The organism is Pseudarthrobacter sulfonivorans (genome assembly GCF_031454915.1).
Classification (GTDB): Bacteria; Actinomycetota; Actinomycetes; order Actinomycetales; family Micrococcaceae; genus Arthrobacter; species Arthrobacter sulfonivorans_C.
This window is the reverse complement of record NZ_JAVDRS010000001.1, coordinates 353,703-374,826: the sequence shown is the minus strand read 5'-3', so window position 1 is coordinate 374,826 and position 21,124 is coordinate 353,703. Positions and strand designations below refer to the sequence as shown.

Annotated in this window: 16 protein-coding genes; 6 read left to right on the top strand and 10 right to left on the bottom strand. The window is 62.6% G+C overall.

From position 1 onward, the window contains the following. Nucleotides 1-187 precede the first annotated feature (187 nt). The 5 genes from J2808_RS01720 to glmS all read right to left on the bottom strand — a co-directional run bounded on the left by J2808_RS01720 (nt 188) and on the right by glmS (nt 8,517). Nucleotides 188-2,986 (bottom strand): hypothetical protein, encoded by a 2,799-nt coding sequence (locus tag J2808_RS01720; RefSeq protein WP_309810699.1) that lies wholly within the window; start codon nt 2,984-2,986, stop codon nt 188-190. 72 nt (nt 2,987-3,058) lie between these two features. Beyond that, complete coding sequence (locus tag J2808_RS01715; protein ID WP_309810696.1) at nt 3,059-4,606, bottom strand: NAD(P)H-hydrate epimerase; 1,548 nt, start codon at nt 4,604-4,606, stop codon at nt 3,059-3,061. A 37-nt stretch (nt 4,607-4,643) separates the two neighbouring features. Then, nucleotides 4,644-4,991 (bottom strand): holo-ACP synthase, encoded by a 348-nt coding sequence (locus J2808_RS01710; protein WP_309810693.1) that lies wholly within the window; start codon nt 4,989-4,991, stop codon nt 4,644-4,646. 116 nt (nt 4,992-5,107) lie between these two features. After that, nucleotides 5,108-6,433 (bottom strand): sensor domain-containing phosphodiesterase, encoded by a 1,326-nt coding sequence (locus J2808_RS01705; protein WP_309810691.1) that lies wholly within the window; start codon nt 6,431-6,433, stop codon nt 5,108-5,110. A gap of 191 nt (nt 6,434-6,624) precedes the next feature. Next, a complete protein-coding gene (glmS, locus tag J2808_RS01700; protein WP_309810688.1) occupies nt 6,625-8,517 on the bottom strand; it encodes a glutamine--fructose-6-phosphate transaminase (isomerizing) in 1,893 nt (630 codons plus the stop codon). Between the two features lie 88 nt (nt 8,518-8,605). On the opposite strand from glmS, the gene coaA reads away from it, so the two are divergent. Both coaA and J2808_RS01690 read left to right on the top strand, forming a co-directional pair. After that, nucleotides 8,606-9,571: a type I pantothenate kinase gene (gene coaA, locus J2808_RS01695; RefSeq protein ID WP_309810686.1), complete on the top strand. Its 966-nt coding sequence runs from the start codon at nt 8,606-8,608 to the stop codon at nt 9,569-9,571. A gap of 20 nt (nt 9,572-9,591) precedes the next feature. Then, nucleotides 9,592-10,449: a M15 family metallopeptidase gene (locus tag J2808_RS01690; protein WP_309810683.1), complete on the top strand. Its 858-nt coding sequence runs from the start codon at nt 9,592-9,594 to the stop codon at nt 10,447-10,449. A 12-nt stretch (nt 10,450-10,461) separates the two neighbouring features. Here J2808_RS01690 and J2808_RS01685 read toward each other — a convergent pair whose 3' ends face one another. Continuing rightward, nucleotides 10,462-11,610, bottom strand: coding sequence for a hypothetical protein (locus tag J2808_RS01685; RefSeq protein ID WP_309810681.1), 1,149 nt, complete (start codon nt 11,608-11,610; stop codon nt 10,462-10,464). 258 nt (nt 11,611-11,868) lie between these two features. On the opposite strand from J2808_RS01685, the gene J2808_RS01680 reads away from it, so the two are divergent. Further along, the gene (locus J2808_RS01680) at nt 11,869-12,717 is read left to right on the top strand and encodes a hypothetical protein (RefSeq protein WP_309810678.1); all 849 of its coding nucleotides are present in this window, start codon (nt 11,869-11,871) and stop codon (nt 12,715-12,717) included. Between the two features lie 71 nt (nt 12,718-12,788). Then, on the top strand, nt 12,789-13,178 hold the full coding sequence (mscL, locus tag J2808_RS01675) for a large conductance mechanosensitive channel protein MscL (RefSeq protein WP_309810675.1): 390 nt from the start codon (nt 12,789-12,791) through the stop codon (nt 13,176-13,178). A gap of 71 nt (nt 13,179-13,249) precedes the next feature. Here the strand turns inward: mscL and glmM are convergent, their stop codons facing one another. After that, the gene (gene glmM / locus J2808_RS01670) at nt 13,250-14,611 is read right to left on the bottom strand and encodes a phosphoglucosamine mutase (RefSeq protein ID WP_309810673.1); all 1,362 of its coding nucleotides are present in this window, start codon (nt 14,609-14,611) and stop codon (nt 13,250-13,252) included. 484 nt (nt 14,612-15,095) lie between these two features. Continuing rightward, nucleotides 15,096-16,229, bottom strand: coding sequence for an acyltransferase family protein (locus J2808_RS01665; RefSeq protein ID WP_309810670.1), 1,134 nt, complete (start codon nt 16,227-16,229; stop codon nt 15,096-15,098). A gap of 157 nt (nt 16,230-16,386) precedes the next feature. Here J2808_RS01665 and J2808_RS01660 point away from each other — a divergent pair, with 157 nt between their 5' ends. Next, nucleotides 16,387-17,625: a bifunctional glycosyltransferase family 2/GtrA family protein gene (locus J2808_RS01660; RefSeq protein ID WP_309810666.1), complete on the top strand. Its 1,239-nt coding sequence runs from the start codon at nt 16,387-16,389 to the stop codon at nt 17,623-17,625. Further along, nucleotides 17,622-19,562, top strand: a complete 1,941-nt coding sequence (locus tag J2808_RS01655; protein ID WP_309810663.1) for a glycosyltransferase family 39 protein — start codon at nt 17,622-17,624, stop codon at nt 19,560-19,562. The genes J2808_RS01660 and J2808_RS01655 overlap by 4 nt, the downstream gene beginning before the upstream one ends. Nucleotides 19,563-20,046: 484 nt before the next feature. On the opposite strand, the gene rpsI is transcribed toward J2808_RS01655, so the two are convergent. Continuing rightward, nucleotides 20,047-20,553 carry a 30S ribosomal protein S9 gene (gene rpsI / locus J2808_RS01650; RefSeq protein WP_309810661.1) on the bottom strand — a complete coding sequence of 169 codons (507 nt, stop codon included), beginning with the start codon at nt 20,551-20,553 and terminating at the stop codon, nt 20,047-20,049. 38 nt (nt 20,554-20,591) lie between these two features. Next, entirely contained in the window at nt 20,592-21,035 is a 444-nt protein-coding gene (rplM, locus tag J2808_RS01645; RefSeq protein ID WP_309810659.1) for a 50S ribosomal protein L13, read from the bottom strand. Between the last annotated feature and the right edge of the window lie 89 nt (nt 21,036-21,124).

The following is a 21,124-nucleotide window of genomic DNA, read 5'->3' as shown; positions in this document are numbered from 1 at the left end:
CGCGAAACATCAGCGCGCCACCCCAGCCGGTACAGAACTTATTCCTACGGTAGCGGGTGGGTGTGACTATTACGTTTCGGTCCGCCGTATTTACTAAGCACGCTGACTTTACCGCACGCATCTGCTATGGCGTGTGCGCTACACCACCGAAAGCCCGACGCCGGACAGCGGCTGGCCGGGCAGGCGCTCAGCCAGGCCAATCCGCAAGCATCTCCCCGCGCACCTTGGCGTAGGTGGTGGTCGCCGTGTAGTTGCCGTGCGTCGCAACCGCAAACTGGGAACGCTGCGGCTCAGTTTCCACGGCGTAAACGTCAAGGTCATTGCCCCGTTCGCAATGGGAGTAGGCCGGAAACCCCAAGTAGTCAGTTCTGCGCCAAATGTTTCTCCAAACCGGCGACGTGGCCTGTCCGTCCCGCAAGAGGTCCAAGAGGGTCAGGCTCGCCGAGCCGGGCAATGCCGTCTCCTTCTCCCGCGCCTTCTTCCATGGGTCGATAGAGATGAGGCCCGGTCCACGGGTGGGGCAGTTGCCAAGCACGTCAGGGCCGAACAATTCCGGGAAGAAGCGGCCGAAGTAGGGGCGCAGCTGGACACCATAGGTGAGCAGCCGGATCCGTTTGAAGTCCAATTCCGGCTGGCATGCCTTGAGATGGAAGATGGCAGCAACCGCCACCACAGCGCCCAGGCTGTGGGCGGACACCAGCACGGTATGGTTCGGCCCCGCATTCGCCTGAGCCTGAGCCGGAGCCGGAGCCTGCAGCCAGTCATAGATACGCCGGGCGAGTTCTGGAACCACACGGTTGGAGTAACTGGGGGCACCGAAGGGATGGGCGGCATTGGGAAGGAAGCACATCACGTCCCAGAGGATGGCTAGCGGCCTTTCTTCCTTGGAAGTTGCGGCGTTCAGCACCATAAAAGCGAGGATGAGGGTTGCTGCCAGAACGATCCCCCAGCCGGCGAAATCTCCTTGGATTGCCCTCAGGGGACCCAGCAACAGGGCGCGATAGCCCGTTGCGCCTGCGCCGTTCCAGAAGGCGCAGGCGGCAATCGCCAGGACCGCGGCAAGCCAGATCAGCACGGTGAGGAGCCCGAATGCCGCTTCGCCGCGCTGGGTGAGTGCCGAGAGCCGCCGACGGCGGTAGGTCAGGTTCCGGCGTTCGGGGCCAGGCCCTTCGTCCGGGAGAAGGGGATCCACATCGATGTCGCTGAAATAAGACGGCGGCTGGACAGGCCGGGTGCCTGGTCCGGTCTGGGTTGGGGGCTGCATGGGCAGGAGGCCGCGTTTGAGGATCAGCCAGGCGCAGGCGGGTACGAACCCCACCAGCGCCAGGGCAATGCCAAAGAGAAGCAGCCCTCCTGTTACCCCGTAAATGGCAGGAACTTCCAGAAGTTCGTCGAGGTCAACCTTGGATCCGCCGGCACCCCGCCAGAGCTCCTCGGGCCGGGCAGGGAGCTCCTCATCCATGGGCCACTGAAGGAATTTCCTGGTTCCCAGGACCAACGCGCTGGACAGAAAATGGGACGTGAGGATGGCAGCGAACATAAAGATGCCAGGCCCCCGGCCGTGCCACCCCTCAAGCTTGGCCTTGTCACCGGCCTGCAGGCCAAAGTAATAAATGATGAACCCCACGGTGATGATGGCTGGGATCGCCAGCACCCAGTCATCCACCATGCCGGCCGCCCAGACAATAAGCACCGCAGAGCTCACCGAGCCGCCAGCTGTGGCGAACCTAAAGGCCGGTCCGCTGCGCATGAACAGGCCCGAGACACCAAGGACCACCAGCGCGGTCAGCAAAAGAAGGGACGCCACCCATGTTCCCGCGAACGGCAGGCTCGGAACCACGTCCGGGGTGGGAACGAGGATCAGCTGGCCGGCGGTGGCGAGCACCAGGCCTACTCCGCCGATCCAGAGGACATTGGACCACTTGTTGCCCACTTCGTCTTCCCAGGGCGCGCGCACCTCGGGGTAAAAGAACGCCACCGTGACCATCGACGCCAGCAGAAGCACTATCGCCAGGCCCAGCAACGGTGCCGCCAAGACATCCTGGCCCATGGCCGTGCCGAGTTGCTCGATGCAGTCGCCGCTGAGCATCCGAAGGGCGGTCTGGCAATTGCGGGGCCAGAAGGAACCAATGCTGTCGGACAGGAGCAGGATACAGATCAAGGCGAGGCAGGCGGCAATGTGGGCCCTGCCTGTCACAGTGGAGACGTGGGGGCGGGTCCACAAACCAGGCGAAGCCAGGAATGGCCCGCCACGTGAAGCCTGGCTGGCCCCTTCCGTCGTCCCGGTTTCTTCATTCCAGCGGACCCGGGCCGGAGCAAGATTCCTCACAGTGGCCAGCCTCGCTGTGACGAACACGGCAAGGATTGCTGCCATCGGCACCAGCGCGGACAGAGCCAGACGCTGCCCCCGTGACCAGCCCGTCATGAAATCCAGCGCCTCCGGCAGCTGCTTGCACATGGCGGTTGGCTGGCCGATGCCCGTCGCTGGAAAACATTCCACGGCGAACAGACCGAAAGCCAGCGCGCAGAAGGTGGTGGTGAACACCAGGCTCAGCAGCAACGCGAAGAGCCTGACCGTGCCGGCGCCGGCCCCGGCCGCCAAGGTGCGGCTACCCGAGCCTGGGGCCGGCAGCCTCCGGGCCCAGTAAGCCGCGTTGGCCAGGGCGAACGGGACCACCAGGAACCAGAAGGCCTGGCCAAACACGCGTCCCACGCCCTTGAGGAACGACGACGACGGAGAAGTTCTCGCCAGGTTGCCCCAGCTGTATGCCTCAACCCGCGTGGGCGAGTCGGCGGGAGGGTCTTTTTGTGTCCAGAATCCGCTAAGTGAATCACGGTCACCCACGGGCTCAATCTGCTCCAGGTCACAGCCGATGAGGTCGTGCGGCGCCGTGTTTTTGATCCCGTGGACACGAAGTTCCAGGACTCGCGGACCGCCGGCCCGGGGTTCTCCACTTGCCACGTTCTGTGCTGGTGAATCGGCCACGACGCCTCCCCAAGGATGCCGGCCAGCGACGCAGCCGGTGCCCAAAATCGTACGCCCAGGCAAGCAGGCGGTCTAGACGTCCGGTGGGGTCACCAGCCGGCTCCAAACCTCTGGCAAATACTCCGCAATCCGCCCTGCGCTCAGCGGTCCCCCGCCGGCAGCGGCAGTGCCTGCGAGGCCGTGGAGGCTTGCCCCCATGGCCGCGATCGCCGCCCAGCGCTCGTCCGGATCGATGCCCGCATCACGGAAGCGCCCGACGTCGGGCCCCACCTGGGCGAGCAGCGCACCGATGATCCCGGCCAGGACGTCGCCGCTGCCGGCCGTGGCAAGCCACGGCGTGCCGTCCGCCTGGCTGTAGAAGTCCTGGAAGGGCGATGCCACCAGGGTGGTGGCGCCCTTGAGCAGCACGGTGGCCTCCGTCAGGGCGGCGGCGTGCCGCACGGCGCCCAGGGTGTTGACTTCCACGGCGGACCGTTCGTAATCAGCGCCGAGCCGCTTCAAAAGAGCTGCCAACTCGCCGGCGTGCGGGGTCAGCACCACCTGCGGCCCCAGGACGTCCGGCAGGGCCGGGAGCGCGCCGGCGTCGGCAATCACCGGCAGGCCGGACTCCACGGCGTCATGGGCGCGCTGGAGCTGGTGGGAGTCGCTGGGGCCCATGCCCGATCCCACCAGCCAGGCCTGGACGTGGGTGTCCGCCACTTCGCCTGCGCTGCAGACCACCTCGGGGCAGGACTGCCGGACCAGGTGGGCCACCTCGGGCGGGCCAAGGTACCGGACCATGCCCACGCCGGCGGCCAGCGCGCCGCGGCACGCCAGCACTGCGGCGCCGGGATAGTCGGCCGAGCCGGCAACGACGCCCAGGACCCCGCGGGAATACTTGTGCGCGCGCCGTCCGGGCTGTGGCAGCAGCCGCAACAGGTCAGGCGGTTGAAGCCGGCGCAAGGCCGGCCAGGGCAGTTCAGCCTCGATGCCGATGGGCACCACGTGAACGCGGCCGGCGTAATCGGCGCCCGGGTCCGCCAGCAGGCCCACCTTGGCGGCCCCGAAGGTTACGGTCAGGTCCGCGGACAGCACCGGCGCATGGGCCTCCCCCGTGTCGGCGTCCACGCCGCTGGGGATGTCGCACGCCACCATGAGCTCAGGCCCGCCGGAAGTCTGCCTCACGTCTGCCAGGGAGGCGACGAGGGCGGCGGCTGCTCCCCGCAGCCCGCCCTGGGCGCCCGTCCCCAGGACAGCATCAATCACGACGTCGGCACGCGCCATTTCGGCCGCCAGCCGGCTGGCGTTCGCATCACTGAGGAAATGCACGCGCCCACCGGCGCGTTGAAAAGCAGCCAGCGCTTCGGTATGCGCCGCACCGGCGGTGAGCACCGCCGTCGTACGCATCCCCCGGGCTGCCAGGAAGGATGCGGCGAAGAGCCCGTCTCCCCCGTTGTTGCCTTTGCCGGCAAGGACGGCCACGCTGGCGCCGTAGAGCCGCCGGCCGCGGGCCTGCAGTTCGTGCACGATGGCGTTGGCGAGGCCGTAGGAGGCGCGCTGCATCAGGACAGCGCCCATGCCGGCAGCAAGGAGCGGCTCTTCGGCTGCCCTGATCTGGGTTCCGGTATAGGCGCTGATCATGGTGTCAGGTCCGGTGGTGGCTCAGCCGCTGGGGCTCTCAGCCTTCGGCGATGACGGTGGCGGTGGCGATCCCGCCGTCGTGGCTCATGGACACATGCCAGCGCTTGACGCCCTTGGACTCGGCCACAGCCAGGACGGTGCCCTTCACCTGGATGGTGGGTCCGTGCTGGTCCAGGCCGATCCAGCAGTCCTGCCAGTTCATGCCGGCCGGGGCACCGAGCACCTTTGCCACGGATTCCTTTGCCGCGAACCGTGCTGCCAGGGAGCGGGTGTTCAGTTCGCGTTCCGCGGGAACGAACAGCCGGTCTCGGAGCCCCGGGGTGCGCTCAAGCTGGCGGCCGAACCGCTCAATGTCTACAACGTCTACGCCAATGCCAACAATCATGGCACTACTCTACGGTGACGCCCATGCCTGCAGCGCGCACTGCGCGCTGCAGGGGCTTTAGATGTCGGAGGGCTCCCCGAAGAGGCATCCGGCCTCCCCAAGATTTGAGGCGATCCTCAGTGTATTGAAGAGTCGATGATGTCTGATTTGTCCCAAGCCGCCCAGTCGGCGGGGTGGAGAGAGGGTCGGCCCAGGAAGTAGCCCTGGCCTGAGGTCATGCCGAGTTCGGTGACGGCTGTGAGTTCTGCTTGGGTTTCGATGCCTTCGGCCACGATATGTGCATCGATTTGGTGGGCGAATTCGACCATGGCGGCGCCGAGCGCCCGCTGGCCCCAGTCGATGTCGATGCCGGCGATGAGGCTCCGGTCCATTTTGATGATGTCGGGCCGGAGTTGAAGGACATGGCGCATCGAGGCGAAGCCTGATCCGGCGTCGTCGACGGCTATCCGGAGGCCGCTTTTGCGCATGGGTTCCAGAGCAGCCAGAAGCGGTAGGTATTTGTCCACTGCCAGGCGTTCGGTCAATTCCAGAACGATCCTCTCAGCGGCCAGACCGGACCGTTCCAGCAGCACGGGCAGCCTGGGATCCAGACATGTGTCTGGTGAGAGGTTGAGCGCGACATAGAGGTTCTCGGGGAGCTTCGTCGCTTTTAGGAGTGCAGCTTCCAATGCTGCAAATTCAAGTTCTCCGCCGAGGCCGACGCTGGTGGCTTCGCTGAACCAGTGCTCTGGGCTTCGGCCGTCGTCGCTGGGGAATCGGGCCAGCGCTTCAACGCCGGTCATGGTTCCGGTGGTGAGTTCGTAGATGGGTTGGAAGGCCGTGAGGATCATTCCGCCCTGGACCGCACTGCCGATCCGTTCCCTGATGCGGTTTTTGAGGAGCGCCCTCACAGTTTGCGTGGGCAGGGGACGGCTGCTTCCTTCAAAACCCGGTCGCGGTCCTTCCCTCGTGGGGCGTGACCTGCCGGATACTTCCATCCAGACGGGAGCACCGTTGCGGTGCCGGTAGGAGACCCTGATCCCGGTCCAATCTGAACCGTGATCACCCAAGAGATCTGCAATTGCCTCGCGCGCGCTGGCGAGCTCATCTGGATCGATAACTGTACCGACGGGTCTGCCGATCAGTTCGTCAGGTTCATAGCCGAGAAGTGTTGTGCTTGCCCTGCTTGAGAAGGTGAAGTTTTCGTGGCCATCGACAGCCCAGACCCATTCCTGGCTGGTGTCGAGAACAGACTCCATAAGGTCGGACACGGCCCGGCTCCGGTCATGCTCCCTGCTTTGAGTGCGGAGGCCCCGCACCGCGGTCCACCCCGCAAGCAGGATTAGACCTCCGGCGACGGTGCTGAGTACGCCGGCTATGGCTGGTGTCTCAGGGGCGTGGGGAGCCCAGAAGTACAATCCAATCACGATTGCGATGGCAAAGGCCGCCTGCACGCTGAGCACGCAAAGGAGCATGTGGCTGCCCTTGAATGACTGAATTTTTGTTTTACGACGTCGGACCATGGTGCACCCCCTCTTGTCATGCTAGCTGCGTTCCGCAATGGTCGGGGGTAAGCACAGAAGCCCCGAGCCCTGAGGGCCCGGGGCTTCCGTTTCGCTGGGGAACAAACCAGCTCCTGGCGGTCAGCCCGCGGTTACTCTACGGTGACGCTCTTGGCGAGGTTGCGCGGCTGGTCCACGTCGTAGCCCTTGGCCGCAGCGAGTTCGGCGGCAAAGATCTGCAGCGGGACGGTGGTCAGCAGAGGCATCAGCAGCGTCGGCGTTTCGGGGACGTAGAAGACGTGTTCGGCGTAGGCCTTCACGGCTTCGTCGCCTTCCTCGGCGATGACCAGGGTGCGGGCGCCGCGGGCGCGGACTTCCTGGATGTTCGAGACCACCTTGGCGTGCAGCGAGTCGCGGCCGCGCGGGGACGGGACCACCACGAACACCGGCTTGCCCTCGTCGATCAGCGCGATGGGGCCGTGCTTGAGTTCACCGGCGGCGAAGCCCTCGGCGTGGATATAGGCGATTTCCTTGAGCTTCAGCGCACCTTCCAGAGCCACGGGGTATCCCACGTGGCGGCCCAGGAACAGGATGGACTGCTCGTTGGCCATGCTGCGGGCAAGTTCGCGCAGGGGCCCGGCGCCGTCGAGGATGGTCTGGATCTTCGCCGGGATCTTGCCCAGGTCCGCCAGGACGTCCTTGATCTGCCCGGAGAAGATGTTGCCGCGCAGCTGCGCCAGGTACAGGCCCAGCAGGTAGGCCGCCGTGATCTGCGCCAGGAACGCCTTGGTGGAGGCAACCGCGATTTCCGGGCCGGCGTGGGTGTACAGCACAGCGTCGGACTCACGGGGAATGGTGGACCCGTTCGTGTTGCAGATGGAGATGGTCTTGGCGCCCTGTTCGCGGGCGTACCGGACAGCCATCAGGGTGTCCATGGTTTCGCCGGACTGGCTGATGGAGACCACCAGGGTGTTGTCGTCAAGGATCGGGTCCCGGTACCGGAACTCATGCGCGAGCTCCACCTCGGTGGGGATCCGGCACCAGTTCTCGATGGCGTACTTCGCCACGGTCCCGGCGTACGCGGCGGTACCGCAGGCCAGCACGATGATCTTGTTGACCTTCTTGAGCTCCTCCGGATCGATGCGAAGCTCATCCAGGGTCAGGTTCCCGTTGAGGTCCGAGCGGCCGAGCAGGGTCTGGCGGACCGCGTCCGGCTGATCGTGGATTTCCTTCTCCATGAAGGAGCTGAAGCCGCCCTTCGTGGCTGATTCCGGGTCCCAGTCAACGTGGTATTCCTTGCCCTCGGCCGGGGCGCCGAAGAAGTCCGTGATCTCTACGGAGTCGGCGGTGATGGTGACAATCTGGTCCTGGCCCAGCTCCACCGCACGGCGGGTGTAGTCGATGAACCCGGACACGTCCGAGCCCAGGAAGTTCTCGCCCTCGCCCAGGCCAACCACCAGCGGCGAGTTGCGGCGGGCAGCCACCACAACACCGGGCTGGTCAGCGTGCACTGCCAGGAGGGTGAACGCACCCTCGAGGCTCTGGCAAGTGAGCTGCATGGCCTTGGTGAGGCCGCCGTCGGACACGTCACCGCCCAGCTTGGTGCGGAAAATATCGCCCAAAAGCACGGCCGCCACCTCGGTGTCCGTCTCGGACTCGAACGTGTAGCCCTTGGCCACGAGGTCCAGCTTGAGTTCGGCGAAGTTTTCGATGATGCCGTTGTGGATCAGGGCCAGCTTGCCGCCGTCGGCCAGGTGCGGGTGGGCGTTCTGGTCCGTGGGGCCGCCGTGCGTGGCCCAGCGGGTGTGGCCGATGCCGGTCGTCGTCACCGGCAGCGGGTGCTCCTCAAGCTCGGCGAGAAGGTTGCTCAGCTTGCCGGACTTCTTCCGGAATTCGATGGACCCCTCAGAGACCACCGCCACCCCCGCAGAGTCATAACCCCGGTACTCCAGGCGGCGCAAGCCCTCAAGGACTACATCCAACGCACTGTGACCGGCATTGCCACGGTCAGCAGAATGGCCTACATATCCAACGATTCCACACATGCGCACCAGCTTATCGGCAGCCGGGTTGAGATCTAAACTCAGTGTGCCGCATTTCGCTCTCAGGCGCGCGCGGGGCAGAATCTCTATAGTGACATTGCAACGCAACGAAGCGAACGGCGAGGGTGCCTCCCCGTTCGTTGAGCTGGACCGCCAGACCTGGTCCCGGCTCGCCGCCCAGATGGAGCAGCCCCTTAACGAAGAGGACATTGTCCGTCTGCGTGGCCTCGGCGATCCCCTGGACATGAAGGAGATCCGCGAGGTCTACCTTCCGCTGTCCCGTCTCCTGCACCTTTATGTCGAGGCCGCCGGCCAGCTGCATTCGGCCACCACCACATTCCTGGGTGAGCAGACGCAGCGCACTCCGTTTGTTATCGGCGTGGCCGGATCGGTGGCTGTGGGCAAATCCACCATCGCGCGTGTGCTCCGGGAGATGCTGCGGCGCTGGCCGGGCACGCCGAACGTCGAGCTGATCACCACCGACGGCTTCCTTTACCCTCTCGCCGAGCTGAAGCGGCGCCAGCTGCTGGAGCGCAAAGGCTTCCCGGAGTCCTACGACCGCCGGGCGCTGCTGCGTTTTGTGAGCGAGGTCAAGGGCGGCGCGGAGGAAGTCCGGGCACCCTGGTATTCCCACGTCACGTACGACATTGTTCCCGAAAAGGAAGTGGTGGTTCGCCGCCCCGATGTGCTGATTGTAGAGGGTTTGAACGTGCTGGCCCCGGCCCGTCCGCGGCATGACGGCCGGCAGGGCCTGGCCGTGAGCGACTTCTTCGACTTCTCCATCTACGTGGACGCCAAGACCGCCTATATCGAGGAGTGGTACGTGGAGCGGTTCCGGCGGCTGCAGAGCACGGCGTTCGCGCAGCCCGAGTCCTACTTCCACCGCTACGCATCGCTGTCCCCCACTGAGGCCGAGAGCACGGCCCGGGACATCTGGAAGCGCATCAACGAGCCCAACCTGGAGGAAAACGTCCTCCCCACCCGCGGCCGCGCCCAGCTGGTGCTGACCAAGGACGCGGACCACTCCATCCGCCGCATGCTCCTGCGGAAGGTTTAACCCACGTGTGCCACGACTGCATGGCCAGCCGCGTTCCGCCGGCCACCAGCCGACGGTCCTTCGCCCGCTTCCTTGCCGCCGGGGCCGGACTGACTGTCCTGGCAGCGTGCACACCGGAGGCACCCGCTGCGGTGGCGCCGTCGTCGTCCTCCCCCGTTCCTGCCGCTACGATCTCCCCTTCGGCCACCCCCACCGCGGTGGAAAGTACGACGGCGGCAGTTGCGCCGCCTGCGCAGGCTCCCGCGCCGCCGTCGGCAGCTGCGGCGTTGCCGCGGCAGTTCTCGCTAACGGATCCGGCAAGCCCTTGGGTGGTGGTGAACAAGCACCGTCCGCTGGCGCCGGCCGACTTTGCCCCGGCGGACCTGGTCAAGCCCAAGGTGCAGCTCGCAGTGTCCGGCGAGGCGGCCCTTCTGAATAGCACAACGGCGGCTGCCGCGGAGGAGATGTTCGCCGCGGCAGCGCGCGACGGCGTTGCAATGACCCTGGCGAGCGGCTACCGCTCGCACGGCACGCAGGTGGTCACCTACAACGGCTATGTGGCGGCCCGCGGCCAGGCCGATGCCGACACCGCCAGCGCCCGGCCCGGCTACTCGGAACACCAGACCGGATGGGCCTTCGACATCGCCGACGGCGGCGGGGTGTGCGGCTTCCAGCCCTGCTTCGCGGACCAGCCGGCCGCGGTGTGGGCGAAGGCGAACGGCCACCGCTTCGGTTTCGTGGTGCGGTATCCGTGGATGTTCCACCCGATCACCGGCTACTACTACGAGCCGTGGCACCTGCGGTACATCGGAGTGGAGGCGGCCACGGACATGGTTGGGCGCGGGATCAGCACTGTGGAGGAGTACTTCGGCGTGGCAGCGGCGCCGGGGTACGCGTGACTCCTAGCAGACTTACCCTTGGCGCCAGGGTGGCGGGTTATCCGCGATAATCTCGGGCGTGAGGAGCATACCCCCGAAGTCGGCACGCGCCTTCGCCAGTGTGTCCGCGTCCGGGTCGATGCTGGCGTACCAGGGCTCCAAGTCTTTGGCCTGCACGAAGTGTTTGCCTGCGCCGAGAGGCTCGATAATCCAGTCGGACAGGTCGTTCGCGTGCGCGAGGTGGGCGTCAGTGAGGAGCTGGATTCCGTGGGCGTCGGGGATGTACTGCCCGTTCAGGTGCCTGTTGTAGCGGACATGATATTCCTTGACATGGGGAAGGACGGGACTGACACTAGCGAGGTCACTCCAGGAGATGGTGTAGACGTGGCAGTACTGCACAAACGCCAAATCTGTGTCCCCGGGGAACGCGACCATGGCCCGGGTGACTTTCGCAAGCCGCTCCTGCCAAGGCGCCGTGTCGTCCATGACCTCATAGCAGACCCGGCCCAGGGTACTCAGCTCCATCGAGACCTTCCGGCGTGGCTCTGACCGTAGATACGTCACACCAGCCATAGAGAATTTCGCGGCAGCGTCCGCCACCGCCTGCCCCACGTCTGGATTTTTCGTCCTGACGCGGTGGATGTTGCGCTGCAGATAGACGTCAGCACCTTCGAAGCTGCCCCACGCTGTGCCGGCGTCTGCGATGCTAGCCGTCAGGTGGGCCGGGACATGCCAGGCGCGACGCTGTTCGTCTGCGTCCAGCAGGGCCAAGTCCTTGGTCTGGTAGGAAACGAACGCCGTGAGCTGTCGCGGGATCTCGACTGCGCCGCTCAGCCACTCCGGGAAAAAAGCCTCCGGCGCGGCGGTGACCCGCCCGGATTTTCCTAGGCTCTGCAAATGTTGGGCGAAAGCAGTGAACCAGGCGCGGACTCCTTCCTCCTCCCCGGCCCTGCTCATCAGTGCCACCGGACCGGCGTCCGAATCCGAGACCCCTCCCGTGAACACGTCATCCCAGCCGGCGTCATCGACGGCCTGGTTCGCCGCCTGGACCGCGGCCTCAACTGCCTCAAAGACATCCTTCGAGCCACGGGGCCGGAACTGCAGCCACAGCTCCTCGTACTGGGCCTTCCGCCAGGCCTTCAACAATGCGGGCCACACCATTTCAACGCCGGACTCCGACATACCATCCCCTTCGTTCGCGCGGCGCTACCGCTCTCCGGCGAACATACCCCAATCCCGTACCGAGTACTCCATAAAACTCGCCACCGGCAGCAGCTCAACCCTCCTCGCTGTAAATTTCACCGATCGATTCGTGAACATCGGTTGGTCCCATCCGGCTAGGGCCGCAAAAGGGGCGGCCACGACGTTGCGGAAACCGTCCTACCCATCACTGTCCTTGCCATGGGCATCGCTGAGGCTCCGTCCCCCTATGCTGTTCCCATGGCTGCCGACGAACGTGACCGCATCCTTGCTGAGCTCGCCCACCGGGCGCGGCGGGATTTCCAGTTGCGTATTGACATCTTTGACCGCGAGCAGTCCAAGCGGACCGCGGCCATCCCTGCGGAGCAGAAGAAAAAGCTGAACCTGACCGAAGAGCACTACCGCAGACATCGCGAGTTCATGGCGACCCAGCGCTCCGTCGAGCGAGACCGGCTCGAGCAGGGCATCGAGTTTTTCGGGACGTTTTCATCGGACGTGTTGGCCGCCTTCGACGACGATCTCCAGCATGACGGCCTTTTCTCCCAGGCCCACGGGATCAGCCAGCACGACGGCGACCCCAGCTTCTACAAGTCCTGGCGTGGCGGTACGGCCCGCTTTCTCAGTGAATTCAAATACAGGCACTCCGGCGAACGCTACATCCGGGATTTCCTGACGTTCAGACCTTCAAGCAGCGCCGTCATCCACGACGCGTGGACGGCACTTGGGCTTCAGGAGCCGCGCGGCCTGTGTGAGGTCGCAGCAGCCCAGTATTCAAAAAGGGCGATCAACGACTTCCTGCTGATCGCGCAGGCTCTGCAGTCGGTCATGTACAACTACCAGATGCAGTTTGTGACATCAAAGGGCTACGCCCAAGGGGACGAAATTGCCTACAGAACGAAGCATCTGAAGCACCTCACACCGAAGTTTGCGAAGTATTTGCTGACGCGCTCACCCTCCGATGAGGTGCTTGCAAGGGACTTGGAGAAGTGGCCGGACGACAAGTTCGGCTTAACGCTGGAGGGCGTCACCGGACAGGAGTTCTTGACCTTCCTTGGTCGGTACCGCGAAACGAGCACTACGAAGGCATAGTTCCCGACACGCAGGGAACAATTTACAGATTGGTCATGTGCGGCTCATCTTCATGCGTTAGCTTGGGTCCTATGTTGACAGGATTCAAGAATTTCATCATGAAGGGCAACGTCGTAGACCTTGCCGTCGCCGTCGTGATGGGTGCCGCTTTCGGCGCCGTCGTGACCTCAATTGTCGAGGGCCTGCTTACACCGCTGATCGGCCGTCTGTTTAGTGCCAAGGGCATTGCAGAAATGCAGTGGGAGGGATTCATGTATGGATCCGTCATCTCCTCCATCATTTCGTTCGTGCTGGTGGCCGCCGCCATCTACTTCGTGGTCATCTTGCCGATGAACCACATGATCGAGCGCCGCAACCGCCGGCTTGGCATCAAGCCTGACGTCAAGGAAGAGGCAGCCGAAGATCCTCACATCGCCCTGCTCACCGAAATCCGCGACTCGCTGCAGAACCGGGCGCTCTAGGTTCTCCTAGGCACCAACCAACTGTGGCCCGCTTCCTGATGGAGGCGGGCCATAGTTGTTTGATGACTTGGTCAGTCGACAACCAGTTCGAGCGCGAGTTCGGTGCGGACCACCTGGGCCAGCCGCTCAGCAATCGATTCAGCCGTGGCTTCGTCGCCGGCTTCCACCATGACGCGGACCACGGGCTCGGTGCCTGAAGGGCGGAGCAGGACGCGGCCGGTGTCGCCCAGCTCTGCTTCGGCCGCTGCCACCGCGTGCTCCAGCCGCTCGGAGCTGCCGACGCGGCTGCGGTCCACGCCCTTGACGTTGATGAGGACCTGCGGGAGCTTGGTCATCACTGTGGCCAATTCCTTCAGCGGTTTTCCGGTCAGAGCAATCTGCGCGGCCAACTGAAGACCGGTGAGGACACCGTCGCCGGTGGTGGCGTAGTCAGCGAAGATCACGTGGCCGGACTGTTCGCCGCCGAGGTTGTAGCCGCCGTCGCGCATGTTCTCAAGGACGTAGCGGTCCCCAACAGCTGTTTCGCGGATGCTGATGCCTGCCTCGCGGAGTGCGATCTTGAGGCCGAGGTTGCTCATGACGGTGGCTACGAGGACATTGTCAATGAGCTTGCCCGAGGCCTTGAGGGCAACGGCCAGGATCGCCATGATCTGATCGCCGTCCACTTCGTTGCCTTCATGGTCCACGGCGAGGCACCGGTCGGCGTCGCCGTCGTGGGCGATGCCGAGGTCCGCACCGTGTTCAACGACGGCGGCCTTGAGCTGGCCGAGGTGCGTGGAGCCGACACCGTCGTTGATGTTGTGGCCGTCCGGTTCAGCGCCGATAACCACGACGTCGGCGCCGGCGTCCTTGAAGACCTGGGGCGAGCACCCGCTGGCGGCCCCGTGGGCGCAGTCCAGAACGACTTTGAGGCCATCCAGGCGGTGAGGCAGCGTGCCGAGGAGGTGGACGATGTAGCGGTCCTCGGCGTCAGAGAAGCGCTGGATTCGGCCAACGTCGCCGCCCACGGGTCGGGTGGGTTCCTTGCTCATCTGTTCCTCGATGGCGTCTTCAACCTCATCAGGGAGCTTCTGGCCGCCACGGGCGAAGAACTTGATGCCGTTATCCGGCGCCGGGTTATGCGACGCAGAGATCATCACGCCGAAGTCGGCGTCAAGATCAGCCACCAGGTAAGCAGCGGCCGGCGTCGGCAGAACTCCGGCGTCATATACGTCGATACCGGAGCTGGAGAGCCCTGCCTCGACGGCCGCAGCGATGAACTCACCGCTGGCGCGGGGGTCTCGTGCCACGACGGCGCGGGGCCGGCTGCCGTTGGTATTGCGGTCATGCCCCAGCACCACAGCCGCCGCCTGAGCAAGCTGCATCGCGAGCTCCGCCGTCAACAGGCCGTTAGCAAGGCCCCGGACTCCATCTGTTCCAAATAATCTAGACATCGTGGACAAGTCTAGAGGACGCGCAAGCGGGCGCTTAAAGTCAGCTTAAATTCACCGTCCCTCTAAGTCTTTGCCTCGGGAGCTACGAAGACCTGAACAGCCACTTCTTGGCCTCGGCAACTGCCGTCTTCGGCGTCACATTCAAGCCTTTGCAGTGCTCGCACGCGTACATACCGGCAGGCGGTCAACGCCAACTGCTTTGCCCTGACGCAGTGGTTCGGAGCGCCCGGGTTTTGCATGCCAAAGAGTCGAATACAGATCTTTGTACAAACAGCCATCAGCGAGTCCTTCTACAAAGGTTGCGAATATCCCTATCCACGCTTCGGCGTCAACTAACACTTCCGTCCAGGGATCCACGAGAAGTGGCCGTCAGACGCAACGCTAGATAAGGAAGCTTTTATTGAAAATCACCTAGACACTGGGCCAACCGGGCGGCCCGAGCGCCCCCGCTTCGCCACCCCGGGATCAATCGACTCTGTGCCAACTAAGGCCGTGAAATCACAACTCTATTGGAGCGCACGCCATTCGTTACGGCCTGGCCGGCCAACCTGGCCAGCCGGAGACTTGACCTCTCCACCAATCGAAAAAAGACCTCGGCTGTCAGGAGCGACAGGCTCACTGAGGTCACTGCTACGTGAAACGCGTTTGCCCCATGCATAGAGAAAGCCACTGACACGACGATCGGGTCGTGGACGAGATAGATGCTGAACGACCGTGTTCCTAGCCATTGGACCGTCGGATTGTCACCCAGCGTGATGGCAGATTTGCTGCCAATGAAGGCAAATATCAGGAGCGCTCCGCCTGTCGTGGCCATTGCTATGCCCATTGGTAGTTGCGGCAACATCCAACGGGAACACAGTAGAACCATCGATGCTACAAGCAGGGTGGCCCATGCCCGGCGCCCAAGCCTCCGGCCCCACTTTTCTAGCATTTCCCGTTTTGAGGCCATCAAGACCCCTATGCCAAACATCGACAGGAAGACAGGAGGCGCCATGGCCATCATGCCTCCTACAGCGATCAGCAATATGAGCCCTACGAGACTTGGCAGCCACGCCCGCCCGATACGCACCGCAACAAATAAATACAAAGGCAAGAGCAAGGAGAAAACCATCTCCCACTGGAGCGACCAAAGTGGCGTGTTCAGTGAGCCGGTACCAAGAAGCAAGAATCCATCTACCAGAACGTTGGGCGCGTCATCATGCATGTTTACCCATGAGCTGAATTCCGGTGCGGCTACCCGTGGAAATGCCCATGCGGCCAGCAGCGCGAGAACTAGCGAAGCCCAGACTGGTAGATAAATCCTGACAAGGCGCTTCGAAAAGTAAGCTGCCCAGCTTGGTTGTGAATTGCCCACGAAGGGAAGAGTCAAAACGAAGCCAGAAAGGATGAAGAAGACGAAGACCGCCTCAGAGCCGGCCCACATCAAATGCAACGGCGTGACAGTTGCCCACCAAACCCATGACCCGGCCGGCCCCACTTCACCTCCTTCTGCAGCTTCGGCGAGCTGCGGAGACACCATGCAACAATGGTGCACGAGCACAACCAAGGCGGCAAGGCCTCTCAACCCGTCTAGTGAGGTGTAGCGCGACGTCCTGCGTATGTTGTTAATTTCCCCCATACGCCAACATTATGGAATCCCTTCACCCATGCACCCAGTATCAATTACCTGAATGCCACGAAGACTCAGGAGTTGGACTACTTGGTTTTTTGCGATAATACCTGTCTTTGCCGGAAAGTCTCGCCACTGCCCATCACCTGCCCCTACGATTCGATGCATGACACCTAGCTATGGGGGCTTGGCGCTGGAAATTGTAGTCCCGGTTTTCAATGAGGAAGCCGTACTCGAAAAAAGCATCCTGAGGCTCGCCGAATATCTGACGCTCGAAATGCATTCAACGTGGAAAATAACCATTGCGGACAATGCAAGCACTGACCGAACACCAGTGATCGCTGCTCGACTCAGCGAGGAGTTTTCCAACGTGAGCTACCGCCGACTAGAAGTAAAAGGACGTGGCTACGCACTCCGCGATGCATGGGGTGCTTCAGAGGCAAAAGTCCTCGCCTATCTGGACGTCGACCTCTCCACAGACCTTGCTGCGCTTCCGCCGCTGGTGGCTCCGCTTTTGACAGGGCATTCGGATATTTCCATCGGTACGCGTCTGGGACAAAACTCCCGCGTAAGCCGCGGGCCCAAGCGGGAATTCATTTCCCGGTCCTACAACTTCCTGCTGCGCCGGACCATGCAGGTGCGCTTTTCCGATGCGCAGTGCGGTTTCAAAGCAATTCGAGCGGATGTCGCCCAGCGTTTACTTCCCTACATTGAGGACAACGGCTGGTTCTTTGACACCGAACTACTCATCATTGCCGAACGTTCCGGACTCCGCATCCACGAAATTCCCGTGGACTGGATCGATGACCCCGACAGCAGGGTGAACATAAAGCAGACTGCTTACGATGACGTCCGAGGAATGGTCCGCGTGGCCGGAGCTCTGGTCAAGGGGTCTATTCCTGTCCAAGCGATTTACGCTGAGCTCGGGAGGCGGCCCATCGTGGCGCCCGCCAGGCCAAGCTTCTTCGGTCAGGTGATTAGGTTCGGCTTAGTAGGTGCTGTCTCGACGCTCGCCTTCGCGCTGCTGTATTTAGTGCTGCAAGGGGCGTTCGGCGCCCAGGAAGCAAACTTCCTCGCCTTACTCATGACTGCTGTGGGAAACACTGCAGCCAACCGACGGTTCACCTTCGGCATCAGCGGACCGGTGAAACTGTTTACGCAGCAGTTTCAGGGCTTGGTCGTATTTTTACTGGCCTGGAGTATGACGGCCTCGTCATTGCTGGTACTTCATTCGGTCAACCTTGACGCGGCCCCGAGCACTGAGTTACTCACCCTGACGGCGGCCAATGTCGTTGCGACGCTCATGCGGTTCGTGCTTCTCAGAATTTGGGTATTTAGGGTCCACCGAAGCGACAAGCATTCCACGGTGGTCGCTCTGCAGCCTGTTAGCGATCCAGCGCTATGACGAGCCCTGCGGTTCAGGACCCCACTACGCCGGCGGCCATCGGGAAAGAGCTCGGATCCAGTAAAAAACCTTTTGTTTGGCGTCTTAGTCTGCGCTCCTCGAGCCAGCCGCCCGCATGGGAGCGGCCCGCACTTCTCGCCCTGCTCTCGCTATCTGCGCTCCTCTATATGTGGGGACTCGACATCAACGGCTGGGGTAATTCCTATTATTCTGCAGCCGCCATGGCTGGTGCCCAAGACTGGACCGCGTTCTTTTACGGATCCTCTGACCCGGGCAACGCAATCACGGTGGATAAGCCCCCACTGAGCCTTTGGGTCATGTCGATGTCAGTCCGGCTCTTCGGCCTTAACAGCTGGAGCTTACTGCTGCCCCAAGCATTCATGGGCATAGCGACAGTTTTCCTTCTCTACAAACTAGTCCGAAGTCGCTTCGGTGCGTCAGCAGGTCTGCTCGCCGCTGCCTTCATGGCTGTCACCCCGGTGAGCGCGGTCATGTTCCGCTACAACAATCCTGACGCTCTACTGGTCCTAATCATGGTTGCGATTGCCTTCTCTGTGCTCCGAGCCATCGACCTGGAGCTGTTGCGCTGGCTAGTTCTAGCTGGAGCACTGGTTGGTGCAGGTTTCCTGACCAAGCAATTGCAGATCGGCCTGATTCTTCCGGCGTTTGTCGTGACGTACCTACTTTTTGCCAGGATGACGTGGCCAAAGCGCCTTGTTCACCTAATGCTATCGGGGCTCACCGCCATACTTGTCGGTGGCGCATGGCTTCTTGCTGTCCAAGCCACAGATCCCTCCGATCGTCCATTTATCGGCGGATCTCGGAACAATAGCGCGATCGAACTCGCGTTGGGCTACAACGGCCTGGACCGCCTCACTGGCGCGGATGCAAGTCGGACTCTGGCAGATTCCGTTGGTGCAATGGATGAGAAACTTGATCCAGGGTTTGATAGATTTCTTCAGCCCCAGTTCTCTGGGCAGTTTGGATGGTTCCTTCCCTTCGCACTCGTGGGACTGTATATCGCGATGCTCTACGTTTTCCGGCGCCGCCCGGACCATCCCATCAAGAGTGCACTTATGCTGTTCTCCTCTATTTGGTTCCTTACAGCTGCTACTATCTTGGCCTTCATGTCAGGAATTGTGCATCCATACTATTCACTAGTTGCTGTACCGCCCATGTGTATCTTGGCATCAATTGGGCTACTTTACTTGTATAGGCGATTGGACCAAAAATTGCGATACAGGGTGACGATGGCCGCGACTACGGCGGGATGCCTCGCCATCGCCATCGGCTCGGCAATTCGGTCAACAGCCGACTTTCCTTTTTTTCCGATCACTCTTGCCGTCATTGGTGGGCCCACAATTGCACTACTCGCTCTCCGTTCCCCCAACCTAGCGACCACGCGATTTTCTTTTTGGTCGCTAACTACTGTCCTTCTGATCGGCCCAATCATGTGGTCGGTGAATACGGCTGCTAGTCCCCATACCGGATCAGGCGTTATAGCTGGTCCCAGTATTCTTGGCATCCGTACCGATCACCCAGATCGGAAGAAGGCCCCCCCGTATCTGACGGAGGACCTCCTTGCTGTCATGTTTGGCGACATACCGCCCCCAGAAATTGTCGACCGCACTCGTTCCGCTTCAGAATCCGTGACATGGGCGGCGGCTACAGTGGGCGCCGCTTCTGCGGCGAACCTCCAACTGGCCAGCGGCCGTGCGGTGCTGGCAATCGGTGGCTTTGATGGCACTGACCCGCACCCGACGCTTGAGGAGTTTCAGGAGCTGGTCCGAGAGGGCCGAGTCTCGACGCTGGTGCTGGAGAATCTTCCGCCCTTAACCCTTGACGGTATGGGAGAATCCGCCCGAATAGTCGAATGGGCACGCAAGACATTCGAACCTGAGCCGATCGCTGGCGTCGATGTATTTCACGTTCGCTGATCTGCGTTCGGCCCTAAGAGGGGCACAGGTGCTGAATTGCAGTCAGCCTGTCCTTCCACTTGCTCTACGTGAGCTGCCCCGTTGCCCTACGTGAGCGGCGGGGAGCTGGTAATGTCTCCGGCATATTGCTGGCAGAATCGCGTTCGAGAGATAGCCCGCTTCGGCTCCCTCCGATCGTCCGCAGCACTACTGAAGGGTGACTGGTGTTGCAAAATTCCACGGCAATTCTGCCTTGGCTTCGGTCCCGGCCACCAAAGATGAACGGCGGTGTAGTGCCACCGGAGAAGAAAACCGCCCGAAGGCCAAAACACCGAAATCCACACCTTTGCGGGCCGCGGGTGACTGATCGGGATGTTCGAACGACGGGTGGCGGTGTCCCAGCCATTACGTCGGGAGGCCGACAGCGCCGACGAAGACTTTCCGTACTCTGCATGACAAAAGCCCGCCCCGCCAAATGGCGGGACGGGCTCTTGTGCAAGCGGACTTAGCGCTTGGAGTACTGCTGAGCCTTACGGGCCTTCTTAAGACCGGCCTTCTTACGCTCGATGACGCGGGCGTCACGGCGCAGGTAACCGGCCTTCTTGAGGGTGGCGCGGTTGTTCTCGGCGTCGATCTCGTTCAGTGAACGAGCGATGCCGAGGCGCAGGGCACCGGCCTGGCCGGAGATGCCGCCGCCGTGGATGCGGGCGATGACGTCGTAGGCGCCGTCAAGATCAAGAATCTTGAAGGGCTCGTTGACATCCTGCTGGTGCAGCTTGTTCGGGAAGTAGTTGTCCAGCGCGCGGCCGTTGATGGTCCACTTGCCGGTGCCGGGGACGATGCGCACGCGGGCAACAGCTTCCTTGCGACGGCCAACTGCGGCGCCGGCAACGGTCAGGGCCGGGCGTTCCTTCTTGGGCGCTTCTGCTTCCGCAGGACCGCTTTCCGAGGTGTAGCTGGTCAGGGGTTCCTCAGCCACTACGGCTTCGGTGGTCTCTTCGTTCTGAGCCACGATTCTCCTTGTATAGATAAGTTGTTTGGTGGCCAGGACTACTGGGCGACCTGGGAAATTTCGAAAGTCGTGGGCTGCTGGGCGGCGTGGGGGTGCTCTGCACCGCGGTACACCTTCAGCTTGCCCAGCTGCTGTGCAGCGAGGGAGTTCTTGGGGAGCATGCCCTTGATGGCCTTCTCAACGGCGCGGACCGGATTGGATTCCAGGAGTTCCGCGTAGTTGACGGAGGTCAGGCCGCCCGGGTAGCCGGAGTGACGGTATGCGCGCTTCTGCTCCAGCTTGGCGCCGGTGAGGGCTACCTTTTCAGCGTTGATGATGATGACGAAGTCGCCCATGTCCATGTGGGACGCAAAGGTGGCCTTGTGCTTGCCGCGCAGCAGGATTGCGGTCTGGCTAGCAAGACGACCAAGGACAACGTCTGTGGCGTCAATGACGTGCCACTGGCGGTTGATATCGCCGGGCTTCGGGGTGTACGTACGCACGGTTTTTGCCTCGTTCTTGTTCTGGCGTTCTTGTTAAGGTGTCACTCAAACGTGTGCACCTACTATCTATGCGCTACCGGAACAGAGGT

Excerpts from the sequence above, each read along its gene's own strand:
- J2808_RS01685 (WP_309810681.1), bottom strand. The coding sequence starts at position 11,610 with ATGTCGGAGTCCGGCGTTGAAATGGTGTGGCCCGCATTGTTGAAGGCC.
- J2808_RS01680 (WP_309810678.1), top strand. The coding sequence starts at position 11,869 with ATGGCTGCCGACGAACGTGACCGCATCCTTGCTGAGCTCGCCCACCGG.
- J2808_RS01655 (WP_309810663.1), top strand. The coding sequence starts at position 17,622 with ATGACGAGCCCTGCGGTTCAGGACCCCACTACGCCGGCGGCCATCGGG.
- J2808_RS01710 (WP_309810693.1), bottom strand. The coding sequence starts at position 4,991 with ATGATTGTTGGCATTGGCGTAGACGTTGTAGACATTGAGCGGTTCGGC.
- J2808_RS01660 (WP_309810666.1), top strand. The coding sequence starts at position 16,387 with ATGACACCTAGCTATGGGGGCTTGGCGCTGGAAATTGTAGTCCCGGTT.
- glmS (WP_309810688.1), bottom strand. The coding sequence starts at position 8,517 with ATGTGTGGAATCGTTGGATATGTAGGCCATTCTGCTGACCGTGGCAAT.
- J2808_RS01690 (WP_309810683.1), top strand. The coding sequence starts at position 9,592 with ATGGCCAGCCGCGTTCCGCCGGCCACCAGCCGACGGTCCTTCGCCCGC.
- glmM (WP_309810673.1), bottom strand. The coding sequence starts at position 14,611 with ATGTCTAGATTATTTGGAACAGATGGAGTCCGGGGCCTTGCTAACGGC.
- J2808_RS01715 (WP_309810696.1), bottom strand. The coding sequence starts at position 4,606 with ATGATCAGCGCCTATACCGGAACCCAGATCAGGGCAGCCGAAGAGCCG.
- J2808_RS01665 (WP_309810670.1), bottom strand. The coding sequence starts at position 16,229 with ATGGGGGAAATTAACAACATACGCAGGACGTCGCGCTACACCTCACTA.
- mscL (WP_309810675.1), top strand. The coding sequence starts at position 12,789 with ATGTTGACAGGATTCAAGAATTTCATCATGAAGGGCAACGTCGTAGAC.